This window comes from Terrabacter carboxydivorans (assembly GCF_039532035.1).
Lineage (GTDB): Bacteria > Actinomycetota > Actinomycetes > Actinomycetales > Dermatophilaceae > Terrabacter > Terrabacter carboxydivorans.
Map to the genome: position 1 here is coordinate 138,064 of NZ_BAAARE010000005.1, position 13,971 is coordinate 152,034.

12 protein-coding genes are annotated in these 13,971 nt (G+C 72.9%); 3 read left to right on the forward strand and 9 right to left on the reverse strand.

The window, feature by feature from the left end; all coding sequences use genetic code 11:
* Positions 1–14 precede the first annotated feature (14 nt).
* The 8 genes from ABD297_RS07125 to ABD297_RS07160 all read right to left on the reverse strand — a co-directional run bounded on the left by ABD297_RS07125 (position 15) and on the right by ABD297_RS07160 (position 10,322).
* Positions 15–677 (reverse strand): Trp biosynthesis-associated membrane protein, encoded by a 663-nt coding sequence (locus ABD297_RS07125; RefSeq protein ID WP_344254140.1) that lies wholly within the window; start codon positions 675–677, stop codon positions 15–17.
* Complete coding sequence (locus ABD297_RS07130) at positions 674–2,257, reverse strand: anthranilate synthase component I (protein ID WP_344254141.1); 1,584 nt, start codon at positions 2,255–2,257, stop codon at positions 674–676. The genes ABD297_RS07125 and ABD297_RS07130 overlap by 4 nt, the downstream gene beginning before the upstream one ends.
* A gap of 106 nt (positions 2,258–2,363) precedes the next feature.
* On the reverse strand, positions 2,364–2,975 hold the full coding sequence (locus ABD297_RS07135; RefSeq protein WP_344254142.1) for a hypothetical protein: 612 nt from the start codon (positions 2,973–2,975) through the stop codon (positions 2,364–2,366).
* Positions 2,976–2,986: 11 nt separating this feature from the next.
* Positions 2,987–4,726, reverse strand: a complete 1,740-nt coding sequence (locus ABD297_RS07140; protein ID WP_344254143.1) for a lamin tail domain-containing protein — start codon at positions 4,724–4,726, stop codon at positions 2,987–2,989.
* Positions 4,727–4,946: 220 nt separating this feature from the next.
* Complete coding sequence (hisI, locus tag ABD297_RS07145) at positions 4,947–5,345, reverse strand: phosphoribosyl-AMP cyclohydrolase (protein ID WP_344254144.1); 399 nt, start codon at positions 5,343–5,345, stop codon at positions 4,947–4,949.
* Positions 5,346–5,558: 213 nt separating this feature from the next.
* On the reverse strand, positions 5,559–7,370 hold the full coding sequence (locus tag ABD297_RS07150; protein ID WP_344254145.1) for an ABC transporter ATP-binding protein: 1,812 nt from the start codon (positions 7,368–7,370) through the stop codon (positions 5,559–5,561).
* Entirely contained in the window at positions 7,367–9,193 is a 1,827-nt protein-coding gene (locus ABD297_RS07155; RefSeq protein ID WP_344254146.1) for an ABC transporter ATP-binding protein, read from the reverse strand. Before ABD297_RS07155 ends, ABD297_RS07150 begins: the two co-directional genes overlap by 4 nt.
* A gap of 61 nt (positions 9,194–9,254) precedes the next feature.
* Entirely contained in the window at positions 9,255–10,322 is a 1,068-nt protein-coding gene (locus ABD297_RS07160) for a GNAT family N-acetyltransferase (protein ID WP_344254147.1), read from the reverse strand.
* A gap of 74 nt (positions 10,323–10,396) precedes the next feature.
* On the opposite strand from ABD297_RS07160, the gene ABD297_RS07165 reads away from it, so the two are divergent.
* A complete protein-coding gene (locus tag ABD297_RS07165) occupies positions 10,397–11,038 on the forward strand; it encodes a TIGR03085 family metal-binding protein (protein ID WP_344254148.1) in 642 nt (213 codons plus the stop codon).
* A 12-nt stretch (positions 11,039–11,050) separates the two neighbouring features.
* On the opposite strand, the gene hisF is transcribed toward ABD297_RS07165, so the two are convergent.
* Complete coding sequence (hisF, locus tag ABD297_RS07170) at positions 11,051–11,824, reverse strand: imidazole glycerol phosphate synthase subunit HisF (RefSeq protein ID WP_344254149.1); 774 nt, start codon at positions 11,822–11,824, stop codon at positions 11,051–11,053.
* A gap of 44 nt (positions 11,825–11,868) precedes the next feature.
* On the opposite strand from hisF, the gene ABD297_RS07175 reads away from it, so the two are divergent.
* Both ABD297_RS07175 and ABD297_RS07180 read left to right on the forward strand, forming a co-directional pair.
* Positions 11,869–12,456 carry a uridine kinase family protein gene (locus ABD297_RS07175; protein WP_344254150.1) on the forward strand — a complete coding sequence of 196 codons (588 nt, stop codon included), beginning with the start codon at positions 11,869–11,871 and terminating at the stop codon, positions 12,454–12,456.
* Positions 12,457–12,458: 2 nt separating this feature from the next.
* Positions 12,459–13,655: an MFS transporter gene (locus ABD297_RS07180; protein WP_344254151.1), complete on the forward strand. Its 1,197-nt coding sequence runs from the start codon at positions 12,459–12,461 to the stop codon at positions 13,653–13,655.
* Positions 13,656–13,971: the final 316 nt, after the last annotated feature.

Genomic DNA, 13,971 nt, shown 5'->3' on the forward strand with positions numbered 1-13,971 from the left:
CGCCGTCCATTCTGTCAGGTCTCGTCGGGGGCGTCGCGCAGGGTCGGGTCCCGCCCCTCGGACAGCTCGTCCCACGTCGTGCGCACCTCGCCCCGGGGTCCGCTCGCCGGCTTGTCGCCACGCTCGTAGCGTCCGGAGAGCCCCGCCCACGAGCGGCTCGAGACCGCCGTGACGACGGCGCCGAGGGTCAGGAGCACGGCGGCGACGACGGCAGCCCAGACCCAGGCGGTGCCCGAACCGGTGGCGGCGGGCGCGGTGGTGCGGGCAAGCTCGCGGGCGACGGCGTCGGCCACGGTCGCGACGGGTCGCAGCGCGACGAGCACCGTCATGGCGAGGGCGCCGAGGGCAGCCAGGACGATGACGGCGGCCGAGACGGCACGGATGACGGGCCCTCCGGTCATGAGGCCGAGCAGGGCCACGACGCAGACGGCCAGCAGCCCCACGACACCCGGCGCGGCAGCGCCTCCCGTGACCGTCGTGACCGCCTGGCTGAGGACGTCGCGGGACTCGCCGGTCGCCCAGGGCTGCGTGGTGAGGCCGAGCAGCAGGGCTGCCGGCAGCAGGACGACGAGGGCGGCGCGCTTCTTGTCGAGGGCACGGGTCGGGCGCGTGGTCGGTTCGGTCGGCTCGGTCGGCTCGGTCGGCTCGGAGCGACCGGTCTGGTCGGTGGGGCTCATGCGCGGTGCTCCCCCAGCGGCCGCAGGCCGGCCGCGGCCGCGACGGCGCGCAGCGCGGCGGCCGCCTTGTTGACCGTCTCCTCGTACTCGAGGTGCGGCACCGAGTCGGCGACGATGCCGGCGCCGGCCTGCACGTGCGCGAGGCCGTCCTTGATGAGGGCCGTGCGGATGGCGATGGCCATGTCGAGGTCGCCGGCGAAGTCGAGGTAGCCGACGACGCCGCCGTAGAGCCCTCGTCGCAGTCCCTCGTAGCCGTCGATGAGCGCCATGGCGCGCGGCTTGGGCGCGCCGCTCAGCGTGCCGGCGGGGAACGTCGCGACGAGGGCGTCGTAGGCGCTCCGGTCCTCGCGGAGGTCACCGACGACGGTCGACTCGATGTGCATGATGTGGCTGTAGCGGCGGATCGACATGAAGTCGACGGTGTCGACCGTGCCGGCGCGGCAGATGCGCTGGAGGTCGTTGCGCGCCAGGTCGACGAGCATGAGGTGCTCGGCCCGCTCCTTGGCGTCGCCGAGCAGCTCCTCGGCGAGGTGCGCGTCGTGGTCGGGGCTCTTGCCTCGCGGGCGCGACCCGGCGATCGGGTGCGTGATGGCCTGGCGCCCGGTCACCTTGATGAGGGCCTCGGGGCTCGAGCCCACGATGTCGTAGGCCGTGCCGTCGGGGTGCGGCAGGCGCAGGAGGTACATGTAGGGGCTCGGGTTGCTGACCCGGAGCGCGCGGTAGACGTCGAGGGCGTCGGCGGAGCACGGCACGGTGAAGCGCTGGCTGACGACGATCTGGAAGGCCTCGCCGGCCCGGATCGCCTCCTTGGCCTCCTCGACCATCTCCTCGAACTCCGGTTGGGTGTGGCTGCTCGTCGGCCGGGTCTCGACCGGCTCGATGGTGGCGACGGTGCTCTTTGCCGGCGCCGCGAGCTCGTCGGTCATCCGGTCGAGCCGGCTGACGGCGTCGGCCCAGGCGTCCTCGATGCGCTCGTCGGTGGCATCGTGGTTGACGGCGTTGGCGATGAGCAGCAGGGAGCCGTCGCTGTGGTCGAAGACGGCGAGGTCGGTGGCGAGCATCATCGCCACCTCGGGGAGGTCGAGCTCGTCGCGCCCGGTGTCGGGCACGCTCTCCCAGCGCCGCACGGCGTCGTAGGTGATGGCGCCGACGAGACCGCCGGTGAGCGGAGGTAGTCCGGGCGTGCGAGGGGTGGCGAGGGCCGCGACGGTCTCGCGCACCGCCTCGGTCGGGTCACCGTCGGTGGGCAGACCGACCGGCGGCTCGCCGATCCAGAGAGCCCGGCCGTCCTTCTCGGTCAGCGTCGCGGCGCTGCGGGCGCCGACGATCGAGTAGCGCGACCAGACTCCCCCGTGCTCCGCGGACTCGAGCAGGAAGGTGCCCGGGGCGTCCTTGGCGAGCTTGCGGTAGACGCCGACGGGGGTCTCCGCGTCGGCCAGCACGCGGCGTACGACCGGGATGACGCGACGGTGCTCGAGCGCGAGCTCGGTGAAGACCTCGAGGCTCGGCCACGTGCGGCCCCACGCGAGGTCGGCGTGCGGTGCGGGCGCGGGAGCGAGCGAGGTGTTCGAGTCGGGCACCGGCCCATTCTGGCCCACGCGCCGCAGCCGCTGTCCCGCACCTCACCCAACGGACGCCGTTGGGACGGTGTCCCGACGGCGTCCGGTGGTGCGACGAGGAGGCTCGTCAGTGGTGGTGGCCACCCGTGTGGGCCGCGGATGCCGTCCTCGAGCCGCAGCCCTCGGTGGGAGCCAGCTCGTGCACGGCGGCACGGGGCGCCCACCCCGTGGTCGCCACGCCGACGAGCTGCACCCGGACCTGCCGTGCCCTGACGTCCAGGACGACGGCCTGCTGTCCGGCCGGGAGGGGGTGGCCGTCCAGGGCGGGCCGGCAACCGGGCGGCGGACCGACCAGGTGGATCTCCCTCCGGAGGTAGAAGTCGTCCACCCAGCCCTGCACGGGCGGCCCCTCTAGGGTGCGGACCTGCAGCCAGGTTCCCTGGACCGCGACCACGCGGGCCAGCGTGCCGTCCCGGACGTCCCCGGTCACGGTCGTGCTGCCGGCTGCGGCGTGCACGGCGACGACGGCAGCGGCCAGCTCGCCGTGGTCGTCCCGTCCGCTGACGAGCACGACCGGCCCCGGTGCCGGCGGCCGGACGACCGCGACGGGTCGGGGCGAGGCCGAGGCGCCTGCGGCGTTGCCGGAGACGGCAGTGACGTCGCCGCCACCGGAGGCCGCGGCGGTCGTCACGGCGACGCCGCCGCCCACCACGAGCACCGCCCCCGCGAGGCCTGCCATGAGCCGGCGCCTCACGGGCAGGTGGCGGGGTTGGCGGTGCCCTTGGTGACGTTCGCGGAGATCGTCGAGCACCAGGCGCCGCCGTCGGACGTGCGGTGGAAGACCTTGTCGTACTGGGTCGACCCCAGCGAGTAGGTGTAGGAGTCGTAGACGGTCTCCACGCCACCGGCGATCTTGAGGAACCGCACGGACTCCGAGCCGGTGTTGTTGAGGTAGCCCGTGCCGACGTCCATCACCCACCTACCGCCCGCCGGGATCGTGGTCCCGGCCGGGACCGCCTTGGGTGCGCCGCCGCCACCGGCGACGTCGTCGACGTAGTAGCCGCCGATGTCGACGGGGCTCGTCGTCGGGTTGTACAGCTCGACCCATTCCGTCCCGGTGCCCGAGGGGGCCATCAGGAACTCGTTGACCTCGACCTTGGAGGGGTCGCCCGTCGATCCGCCGCTGCCACCGGTCCGCGTGGCATACGTCTTCGTCCCGCTGTCGTAGTCGACGGTGAAGCCCGCACCGGTCCCGGTCGTGGCGAGGTGGACCGTGCCGTTGTGGTTGAAGGTGCCCGTGTAGTCGATGGGTGCACCGCTCGGGTCGGTCGTGTCGCACGGGTCGTTGGCCAGGAAGATGTCGGCGCCGACCGAGCGGAAGGCGTTCAGCGTGCGGTTGCCCGGGTGGCCGAAGGAGTTGGCCCCGCACGAGATGAACCCGACCTGCGGCTTCGTGGCGTTGAGGTAGGCGTCGGACGAGGAGTGGCCCGAGCCGTGGTGGTTGGCCCGGAGGGCGTTGACGGCGCCCATCTTCGTGCTGAGCAGGGCCTCGATGTTGTTGTACGTGTAGCTGTTGGCGCTCGTCGCGTACTCGCCGTCGCTGTCGCCGGCCGTGCCGTAGACGAAGGGACCGAAGGAGGTGCGCAGCCCGATCGAGTAGTCGTTCTCGCTCGGCGGGAGCGCGTCGGCGCTGTGGTCACCGCTCACCGGGGTGACACCGTCGGCCTCCTTGACGTCCTTGCCGTTCGCCTCCACGACCGCCGAGGTAACCCCCGTGCCGAGGTCGAGCGTGGGCCACGCCGCGGTGTTGGTCACCCGCAGCACCTTGCCGTCGATGTTGGCCCGGTCGGCCTGGCCGCTCGGACCGTAGAGCCAGCAGATCCAGCGCTTCGAGGTCTGGGACGTCGTGCCGACGTTGTGCCAGGCGGTCTCGGTGCTGGGCGCGGCCGTCGTGCCCACGTCGCAGTCCTTGTCGCCGTTGCTGTCGGTCCAGACGCCGCCGTCGTGGTCGAGGACCTGGCCGACGGTGAAGCCCAGCCCTCCGACCGAGGTGGGGGTCAGCAGCTGGTAGATGCCGTTGCCGTATGCCGTCGGCGCGTCGTTGGGATTGCCGGGGTAGCCGATGTGGTCGAGGTGGTGGTGGGAGGCCATGACGTAGTCGAGGTGGACGGGCCCCGACGCGATGCCGCAGATGCTGCGGATCTGGGCGGCCACGGACGTGGCCTCGGTGCCGGAGCCGGTGGAGTTCCAGGCGGTCTCGCCGAGGTCGATGAGCAGCGTCTTGCCGGTCGGGCCGACGACGAGCTGGGAGTCGCCCTGCTCGACGTCGAACCAGTACACGTTGAGCTCGCCCTGGCGCCACGTGCCGGAGGTCGAGCAGTGGGGCGCGTCGGGCACCGCGGCCGACGCCGGGGTCGAGGTGAGCAGGGTGGCAGGAGCCGCGAGGGCGGCGCCGATGAGCAGTAACGCGGCAAGACGGGGTCGGTACACGAGCGGTCCTCCGGGGTGCGTCATCCATCGCGCGGGGATCCGCGCGGGGAGGAACGTAGCGCCGGGGAACCGCCTCCTAGGGAAAAGGAAATGTCCGATTTGGGTGGGTTCCGGTAAAGGTCTGGTGTCGGCGCCCCAGCCGGGCGCCGACGGGCCTGCGCCCTTCCCCTCTCCGCCGGTCCCCGCGCGTCGTCCCGCGCCGTCCTGAGGCCCCTGGCGCTCAGTCCGCGGAGACGGGCTCGCCCACCGTGGCGGGCAACACCCGCGCGTCGAAGCAGGTGCGGTCGCCGGTGTGGCACGCCGCGCCGACCTGGTCGACGCTGACGAGCAGGGCGTCGCCGTCACAGTCGAGACGCACGCCCTTGACCCACTGCGCGTGGCCGCTCGTGTCGCCCTTGCGCCAGTACTCCTGGCGGCTGCGCGACCAGAAGGTCACACGCCCCTCGGTCAGGGTGCGGCGCAGCGCCTCGTCGTCCATCCAACCGACCATGAGCACGTCGCGCGAGTCGTGCTGCTGCACGACGGCGGCGACGAGTCCGTGCTCGTCGCGCTTGAGCAGCGCGGCGATCTGGGGGTCGAGCGTCGCGGGGGACGGCGTCTGGTCGGTGGTGTCGGTCACCGGGACATTCTGCCCGGACGGCGACCGTGGGTCACACCGCCACCGCGCCACCGACGTGCAGCGTGCGGGCAGACGGCGGACAGGCGGCAGCCCGACCGCCGACCGACCGCAGCCCAACCCCCGGCGTCGAACGCGGCGTTCGGTCGCGAGCTCACCGCTCCGACACCGCGTCCGGCACCGAACGCGGTGTTCGGTGCCGGAGCGGGGTGCGGGTCAGACGGCCTGCTGCTGGGCGACCCACGACTCGTGCAGCTTCGAGTAGACGCCGCCGAGCCGGACCAGCTCGGCGTGGGGTCCGCGCTCGACGATGCGGCCCGCGTCGACGACGATCACCTCGTCGGCTGCCTGCGCGGTGGAGAGCCGGTGCGCGATGGCGATGGACGTGCGGCCCCGGGTGAGCGAGTCGAGCGCGCGCTGCAGGCGCACCTCGGTGCTCGGGTCGACGGCCGAGGTGGCCTCGTCGAGGACGAGCAGGTCGGGGTCGGCGAGGTAGGCGCGCGCCAGGGCGACGAGCTGCCGCTCCCCCGCCGACAGCGACTCGCCGCGCTGGCCGACGTCCGTGCCGAGCCCGAGCGGCAGGGTCGAGACCCACGCGTCGAGCCCGAGCTCGGTGAGGGTGAGGCGGACGTCGTCCTCGCTCGCCTCGGGCCGGCCGAAGCGAATGTTGTCGAGCAGCGTGCCGTCGAAGAGGAAGCCCTCCTGCGGCACGAGCACGACGCGCGAGCGGAGCGAGGAGAACCGGATGGTGCGCAGGTCGACGCCGTCGAGGAGCACCTGCCCGCTGCTCGAGTCCATGAGCCGCGTCAGCAGCTTGGCGAGCGTCGACTTGCCGGAGCCGGTCTCGCCGACGATGGCCACGCGGCTGCGGGGCGCGATCGTCAGGTCGATGTCGTGCAGCACCGGCTCGCCACCCGGGTAGGCGAACCCGACCTCGTTGAACTGCACGGTGATCGGCCCGCGCGGCAGCGTGACGCCCGACTCGCCGGGGTCGGAGACGTCGGCCGGGGTGTCGATGATGCCGATGACGCGCCGCCAGCCGGCGACGGCGTTCTGCATCTCGTTGAGGATCTCGGTGGCCTGCTGCACGGGCTGGGTGAAGAGGTTGACGAGGAAAAGGAAGGCGAGCAGCTCGCCGAGGGTCAGGCTCCCGCGCGCCGCGAGGACCGTGCCGACGACGAGGACCACCGCCGTGGTGAGCCCCGAGACGACCTGCCCCGAGGTGAAGGCGACGACCGAGCGCGCCTGGGCCCCGATCGCGGCCTTGCGGTGCGCCTCGACGGCGGCGTCGATGCGCTCGGCGGTGCGGTCCTCGACGCCGTAGGCGCGGATCGCCTGGGCGCCGACGACGGCCTCGGAGATGGCCCCGAGCATGTCGCCGACCCGCTCACGCACCCGCGTGTAGGCGCGGCCGACGATGCCCTGGAACCTGCGGATGATGACGAAGAGCGGCACGAAGCAGAGCCACACGACGAGACCGAGCAGCGGGCTGTAGATGACCATGAGGACGGTCGCGAGCGAGATCTGCGCGATGTTGATGAGCAGCATGAGACCGCCGAACTGCACGAACATCGAGATCGTGTCGACGTCGGAGGTCACACGTGAGACGAGGGAGCCGCGACGCTCGGTGTTCTGGGTGAGCATCGCGAGGTCGTGGATGTGGCGGAACGCCTTGAGCCGCAGGGTCGCCAGGCCGTTCTCGGACGTCTGGAAGAGACGGATGTTGACGAAGTAGGCCGAGAAGGCCGTGACGACCACGCCGACGAGCGCGATGCCGATGTAGGTGGCGACGACGCCGGTGTCGGGGCCGCCGGCGGCGAGGATGCCGTCGTCGGTGATCCGCTGGACCACGAACGGCACGAGCACCCGCCCGAGCGTCGAGAGCACGGCGAGCAGCACCGTGACCCAGATGCCCTTGCGCAGCTCGGGTGAGAGCTCGACACCCCGACGCAGCGTCTGCCACGTCGTCATCTCCTTGCCCGTCGCCACGCCGTGGTGCTCGACGAGGACCTGTGACCGCATGCTCATCGGGAGACCTCCTCGTCGGCGGCGATCGCCTCTCGCTCGGCGGCTTCGCGGGCGTATGCCGTCACGAGCCGTTCGTAGCCCACGCACCGACCGAGCAGCTGGTCGTGCGAGCCGTGGTCGACCACGTGGCCGCCCTCCATGTAGACCACCTCGTCGGCGAGCAGGATCGTGGCCATGCGGTAGGCGACGACGAGAACCGTCGTGCCGGAGCTCGCCTCGCGCAGCCGCGCCAGGATGGCCTGCTCGACACTGGGGTCCACCGCAGACGTGGCGTCGTCGAGGATGAGCAGCTGGGGCTCACGGATCACCGCGCGGGCCAAGGCGATTCGCTGACGCTGTCCACCGGAGAGACTGGCTCCCCGCTCGCCGACATGGGTCTCGAGACCGTCGGGCAGCCGCTCGACGAAGCCGGTGGCCTGGGCGACGTGAAGTGCCTGCCAGACGCTCTCGTCGTCGTGGGCGGCACCGAGGGTGATGTTGCCGCGGACGCTGTCGTCGAACATGAAGGTCTGCTGGGCGACGAGGGCCGCGACCTCGCTCACGCCGCCGCGACGCACCTCACGGAGGTCGATGCCGTCCACGAGCACCGCACCGCTGTCGGGGTCGACGAGCCGCATGACGAGGTTGGTCAGGGTCGACTTGCCGCTGCCGGTGGGTCCCACCAGCGCGACCGTGGCACCGGGCGCGACGTCGAGGGTGACGTCGACGACGGCGGGGTTGCGGTCGGCCTCGCCGTCCTCGGACTCGATCTCGTAGGCGTAGGCGAGCCGCTCGGCCTGCAGGTGGCTGGCGCGGCCCGAGGGCAGCGAGCGCTCGCTGTAGGTCATGCTGCCCGTCGCGTCGAGCACGGCCGACACGCGGTTCCAGCCCACGACGGCGCGCGGCAGCTCGGCGAGGACCCAGCCGAGGGCCCGCACCGGGAAGGCGAGGATGGAGAAGAGGTAGGCGATCTGGACGACCTCGGCCGCGGAGAGCAGGCCGCTCTGCACGCGCAGGGTCCCGACGAAGAGCACCGCGAGCGTCCCCACCGTCGGGATGGCCTCGATGGCGGGGTCGAAGCGGCCCCGCGTGCGGCCGACCTCGATGTTGGCGTCGCGCAGCTCGTGCGTCACCCCGCGGAAGCGCTCGGCCTCGTGGTCCTCGCGCCCGAGCGACTTGACGATGAGCGCCGCCTCGAAGCTCTCGTGCGCGACCTCGGAGACGTCGGCCCGCAGCTGCTGCGCCCGGGTCACCCGCGGCGACATGGCGCGCTGGAAGGCGACGTTGGCGAGGAAGAGCATCGGGAAGACGGTGAGGCCTACGACGGCGAGCCACGGGTCGACGACGACCATCTGGACGATGCCGAAGACGAGCATGACGACGACGCCGAGGGCCATCGGCAGGGGCGCGAAGATGTTCCAGGTCGCCTCGACGTCGGCGTTGGCGTTGGAGAGCAGCTGCCCGGACGGGTGCCGGTGGTGCCAGCTGAGCGGCAGCCGGAGGTACTGACGGGTGACCTGACGGCGGTACATCGCGCCGAGGTTGTACATCGCGACGCCACCGGCGATGCGCCGCCCGATGACCCCGATCGTCGTGGTCAGCACGACGGCCGCCATGACGCCCCCGATGAACCACAGCTGCCCAGCGGTGACGTGACGGGCGGCGATCGCCGGGGCGACGGCCTGCTTGACGACGTAGCCGATGGCGGCCGCCGTGAGGCTCGTCATGACGCCGTAGACGACGCTGCCGAGGACGGCGAGCGAGAACCAGCGCGGCTGGCCCTTGATGCCCCGGCCGATGACGGCGAGACCCTCCCGAAGGGTCGAGGTGGTCGGGACGTTCACGGTGCGCTGCTCCCCTGGTGGTCTGCGTGCCGACCTGCTCTTCGGGCGACCCCCCAGCCTCTCACGGCTCGCCGACACCGCCGACACGGGCGACACGCCCGGCACCGGCCGGCCTGGCCCACGACCACTCGGTCTCCGCGCCCGCGTCCTCCCCCGCCCCCTCGCCCGGGTCGGTGACCCGGCGGAACCCGAGGCGGGCGAGGACCCGCTGGCTCGCACGGTTGCCCGCCTCGGTGTGCGCGACGACGCGCAGGCCCGCCGCCTCGAGGGAGCGCACCATCGCCGAGAGCACGTCGGTCATGAGACCGCCGCCACGGGCGTCCGGGACGAGGCCGTAGCCGACCTCGACGACGCCGTCCTCCGGCGGCCCGAAGCACCCGATCGAGCCGACCGCCAGACCGTCGGAGCGGCGCACGACGTGCCGCGGTGACCAGGCGTCCGGACCGGAGGTCATCATCCCGACGGCGTCGAGGTCGTCCTCGCGCGGGTAGCCCTCGGCCCAGTCGGCCCGGCGCTCCCCGGCACGCATCGCGGCGGCGTCCCCGGGCGTGATGGGGACGAGGCGCGCCTCCCGCGTCTCGATGGGACCCGGTCCGATCGGACGCGCGGGAGCACCCGTGCTCACCCAGTGCCGCAGCACCCCGTCGCGCTCGTCCTCGAGCACGCCCCCGGCCGAGGCGATGGTGCGGGCCGACCCGATGTTGTCGACGTCGCACGTCACGAGCACGGGGTCGATGCCCCGGGCCGCGGCCAGCTCGAGCGCGAGACGGAGCGCCTCGCGGGCGACGCCCTGGCGCCGGGCACCCTGCGACACGGCATACCCGATGTGTCCGCCCTCGGCGACGAGCGAGGGCGTCAGCGCGTGACGCACGGCGATGGTGCCGACGACGCGACCGTCCCGGACGACCCACCGGTTCGACGACGGCACCCGGCCCTCCGGCAGCGCCTCGTCCGGCCGCTCCATCCGGCCGAGCCAGTCGGCCCACTCCTCGAAGACCTCCGGGTCGCGCAGGGCGTCGCGGTCGCCCGGACGGTAGCCCGACCCGTGGATGGTCTCGTCGCCGAAGTCGTCGACCATCTCCCACCACGAGCCGGCCAGGTCGACGGTGGGGCGCACGAGCTCGATCACGGTCCGACCCTAGGCAGCAGGCGCCCCGGACGGCCACCGGATTCGGACCCACCCCGTGCTGAGAGGATGGGCGCATGACCCGCCACGCCCAGTCCGAACGCCTCCAGCTCTGCGACGAGCTCGACCGGCTCGGGCCCGACCGCCCCACCCTGTGCGAGGGCTGGGACACCCGCGACCTCGCGGCCCACCTCGTCATCCGGGAGGGGCGCCCCGACCTCGCCGTCGGCAACCTCGTGCCCTTCCTCGCCGGTCGCCTCGAGCGCGAGCAGCGCCGCATGGCGCTGGGCGACTACACCGCCCTCGTCGCACGGGTGCGTCAGGGCGCTCCTGCGTGGAACCCCATGTCGAACCCCAAGGTCGACGAGCTGACCAACCTCGTCGAGTACTTCGTCCACCTCGAGGACGTGCGCCGCGCACAGCCCGGCTGGGAGCCGCGCGAGCTGCCCGACGCGCTGCAGGGCAAGCTCTGGTCGGCGCTCAAGCGCTCGGCGCGCCTGATGTTCCGCAAGTCCGCCACCGGCATCGTGCTCATCGGCGAGGGCCAGGGGCGGCACGCCGCCAAGCTCCCCGACCAGCACGGCACCGTCATCCTGCGGGGGACGCCGGCCGAGCTCGTGCTCTACGCCTACGGCCGCAAGGACGTGGCACGGGTCGAGCTCGAGGGCGACGCCGACGACATCGCCGCGCTGCAGCAGGCCGAGCTCGGCATCAGCTGAGCCACCGACCGCTCAGCGGACCGTCACGCCCGCGGCGCCCAGGGCGTCCTTGACCTCGCCGACGGTGAGCTCGCGGAAGTGGAAGACGCTGGCGGCGAGCACCGCGTCGGCGCCCGCGGCGACGGCCGGCGCGAAGTGCTCGACCCGTCCGGCGCCGCCGCTCGCGATGACGGGGACCGACACCGCGGCGCGGACCCGGCGGATCAGCTCGAGGTCGAAGCCGTCCTTGGTGCCGTCGGCGTCCATCGAGTTGAGCAGGATCTCACCGGCGCCGAGCTCGGCGGCCCGTGCGCACCACTCGACGGCGTCGAGGTCGACCGGCGTGCGACCACCGTGCGTCGTCATGACGAAGTCGTCGGTGGGTCGCCCGTCGTCGCCGAGCCGCCGCCGCACGTCGGCGGACAGGACGAGCACCTGGGCGCCGAAACGGCTCGCGATCTCGGCGATCAGCTCGGGTCGGGCGATGGCGGCCGTGTTGACACCGACCTTGTCGGCGCCGGCGCGCAGCAGCCGGTCGACGTCGTCGACGGTGCGCACGCCGCCACCGACCGTGAGCGGGATGAAGACCTGCTCTGCCGTGCGTCGCACGACGTCGTAGGTGGTCTCACGGTCACCGCTGCTCGCCGTGACGTCGAGGAAGGTCAGCTCGTCGACCCCCTGCTCGTCGTAGAGCGTGGCGAGCTCGACGGGGTCGCCGGCGTCGCGGAGGTTCTCGAAGTTGACGCCCTTGACGACACGCCCCGCGTCGACGTCCAGGCAGGCGATGACTCTCGTGGCGACCGGCATGCGACAAATCTAGGCCAGTGGCGCGGGTGGGTAGTCTCGCGCCCATGTGGGACGAGGTGACGCGGCCGCCGCGCGAGGAGCACGTGCGTGCCGTCGTGTCGCTCGCGCTCGCGGCGCGGCCCCGCTGCGGTGAGGTCGTCGTCGTCGCCCTCGACGGCCCGAGCGGCGCCGGCAAGACGACGCTCGCGAGCGGGGTCGAGCTCGCCCTCGCCAGAAAAGGCCCGGTGTCTGTGGTGCACATGGACCACCTCTACCCGGGCTGGGACGGGCTGGCCCAGGCGCCCGGGCTGCTCACCACCGAGGTGCTCGAGCCGCTCGCGAGCGGCAGGCCCGCGGCCTACCGGATCTGGAGCTGGGTGCGCGAGGAGTGGGCCGGCACCCGCGAGGTGCCGCCCTGCCGCTTCCTCGTCGTCGAGGGGTGCGGATCCAGCGTCGGGCCCGCGGGGTCGTATGCCGCCGTCTCCGTCTTCGTCGACGCCGACGTCGCGCTCCGGATGCGTCGCGGGATCGAGCGCGACGGGGAGGCCTACCGCCCGCAGTGGCAGCGGTGGGCCGACCAGGAGACGGCGCTCTTCACGGCCGACGCGACGAGGGAACGCGCGGACCTCGTGCTCGACACATCTAGTCTCTGACGGTGCGCACACGTCGACGAGCCGTCCGGCCCCTCCCCGCGGTCTGGGTCATGGCGGTCGCGCTCGTCGCGGTCGCGGCCAACCTGCGGATCGCCATCACGAGCATCCCGCCGCTGCTCGACGCGATCTCGACGGACCTCGGGCTCAGCCACGCTGCCGCCGGCGCCCTGACGACGCTGCCGGTGCTGTGCATGGGGGTCTTCGCGCCGGTGGCGAGCCGGATCGCCCACCACACCGGCGCGGCCGGCGCGGTGCTCGGCGCTGTCGTCGGCATCCTCGCGGGCACGGCCAGCCGCTTCGCCGGCGGCCACGTCGTCGTGCTGTATGCCGGGACGTTCGTCTGCGGGGTGGGGATCGCCGTGGCCGGCACCCTGCTGCCCCGGCTCGTCAAGACCTACTTCCCTCCCGAGCGCGTCGGGCTCGTCACGGGCCTGTACATGCTCGCCATGATGGGTGGCGCCGCCGCGAGCTCGGCGATCGCCGTGCCCCTCGCCGACCGGCTCGGCAGCTGGCAGGCGTCCCTCGGCTCGTGGTCGGTCGTCGCGCTCGTCGGAGCCCTGGCCTGGGCACCGTTCACCGTCCGCGCCAACCCGCACCACACCCCCGACGAGGAGGGCCCCGGCCGCCTCCCCTGGCGCCACCCCACCGCGTGGCTCGTCGCCGGCTACCTCGCCCTGCAGTCCTGGTGCTTCTACTCCGCCGTCACGTGGCTCGCCCCGACGTACGTCGAGCACGGCTGGTCCCGGGCGTCGGCGGGCTACCTCGCCGCAGCCTTCAGCGGCGCCCAGATCGTGTCGGGACTGCTCGGCCCGGTCCTCAGCGACCGCACGACCGACATGCGCCGGCTCCTGCTGCCGGCGGCCTCGCTCGGGGTCGCAGGTTCGGTCGGCATCTGGCTCGCGCCCCTCACCGCCCCGTGGGTGTGGGCCGTCGTCACCGGGCTCGGGCAGGGCGCCGCGTTCTCCCTGGCGCTCGTGCTGCTCGTGCGCTACGCCCGGACACCCGAGGCCAGCGGCCGCCTGACCGGCATGGCTTTCCTCATCTCCTACGGCATCGCCTCGATCGGGCCGCTCGCGATGGGGCTGCTGCGCGACGTCACCGGTGGCCTGTCGGTCGTGTGGGCCGTCCTGGCTGCCATCGGCGCCGTCCAGGGCCTCGTCGTCCTGCGCCTGCGGCCGGACCTGCGTCGCGTCGACTGACCCTCGAGGACCGCTCGACCCAGCCCGGACCAGGTGCTCGACCGCCTCACGGACCGACCCGTCAGTGGCCACCGAGCCACCCCCGAGCGGCCCCCAGCCGCCCCGCGAGCCTCCTCCGGCCGGCCCCGATCGAGGCCTCGGCGACCCCACGACTGGGGCTGGTGGGGCACCTGGTTCCTGGCAATTAGGTCCAAACCACGTACAACGGACGAAATGCCTGTGCAGAATGCTCGCCGGACGTGCTGACTGCTAGGAGACCGACGTATGTTGCCTGGGCCCCACCCGCGAACACATCGAGACGGTCGGACCGACCCCT

Bases quoted from the DNA above. Each gene is read 5' to 3' on its own strand.
- ABD297_RS07165 (WP_344254148.1), top strand. From the start codon at position 10,397: ATGACCCGCCACGCCCAGTCCGAACGCCTCCAGCTCTGCGACGAGCTC.
- ABD297_RS07150 (WP_344254145.1), bottom strand. From the start codon at position 7,370: ATGAGCATGCGGTCACAGGTCCTCGTCGAGCACCACGGCGTGGCGACG.
- hisF (WP_344254149.1), bottom strand. From the start codon at position 11,824: ATGCCGGTCGCCACGAGAGTCATCGCCTGCCTGGACGTCGACGCGGGG.
- ABD297_RS07175 (WP_344254150.1), top strand. From the start codon at position 11,869: ATGTGGGACGAGGTGACGCGGCCGCCGCGCGAGGAGCACGTGCGTGCC.
- ABD297_RS07125 (WP_344254140.1), bottom strand. From the start codon at position 677: ATGAGCCCCACCGACCAGACCGGTCGCTCCGAGCCGACCGAGCCGACC.
- ABD297_RS07135 (WP_344254142.1), bottom strand. From the start codon at position 2,975: ATGGCAGGCCTCGCGGGGGCGGTGCTCGTGGTGGGCGGCGGCGTCGCC.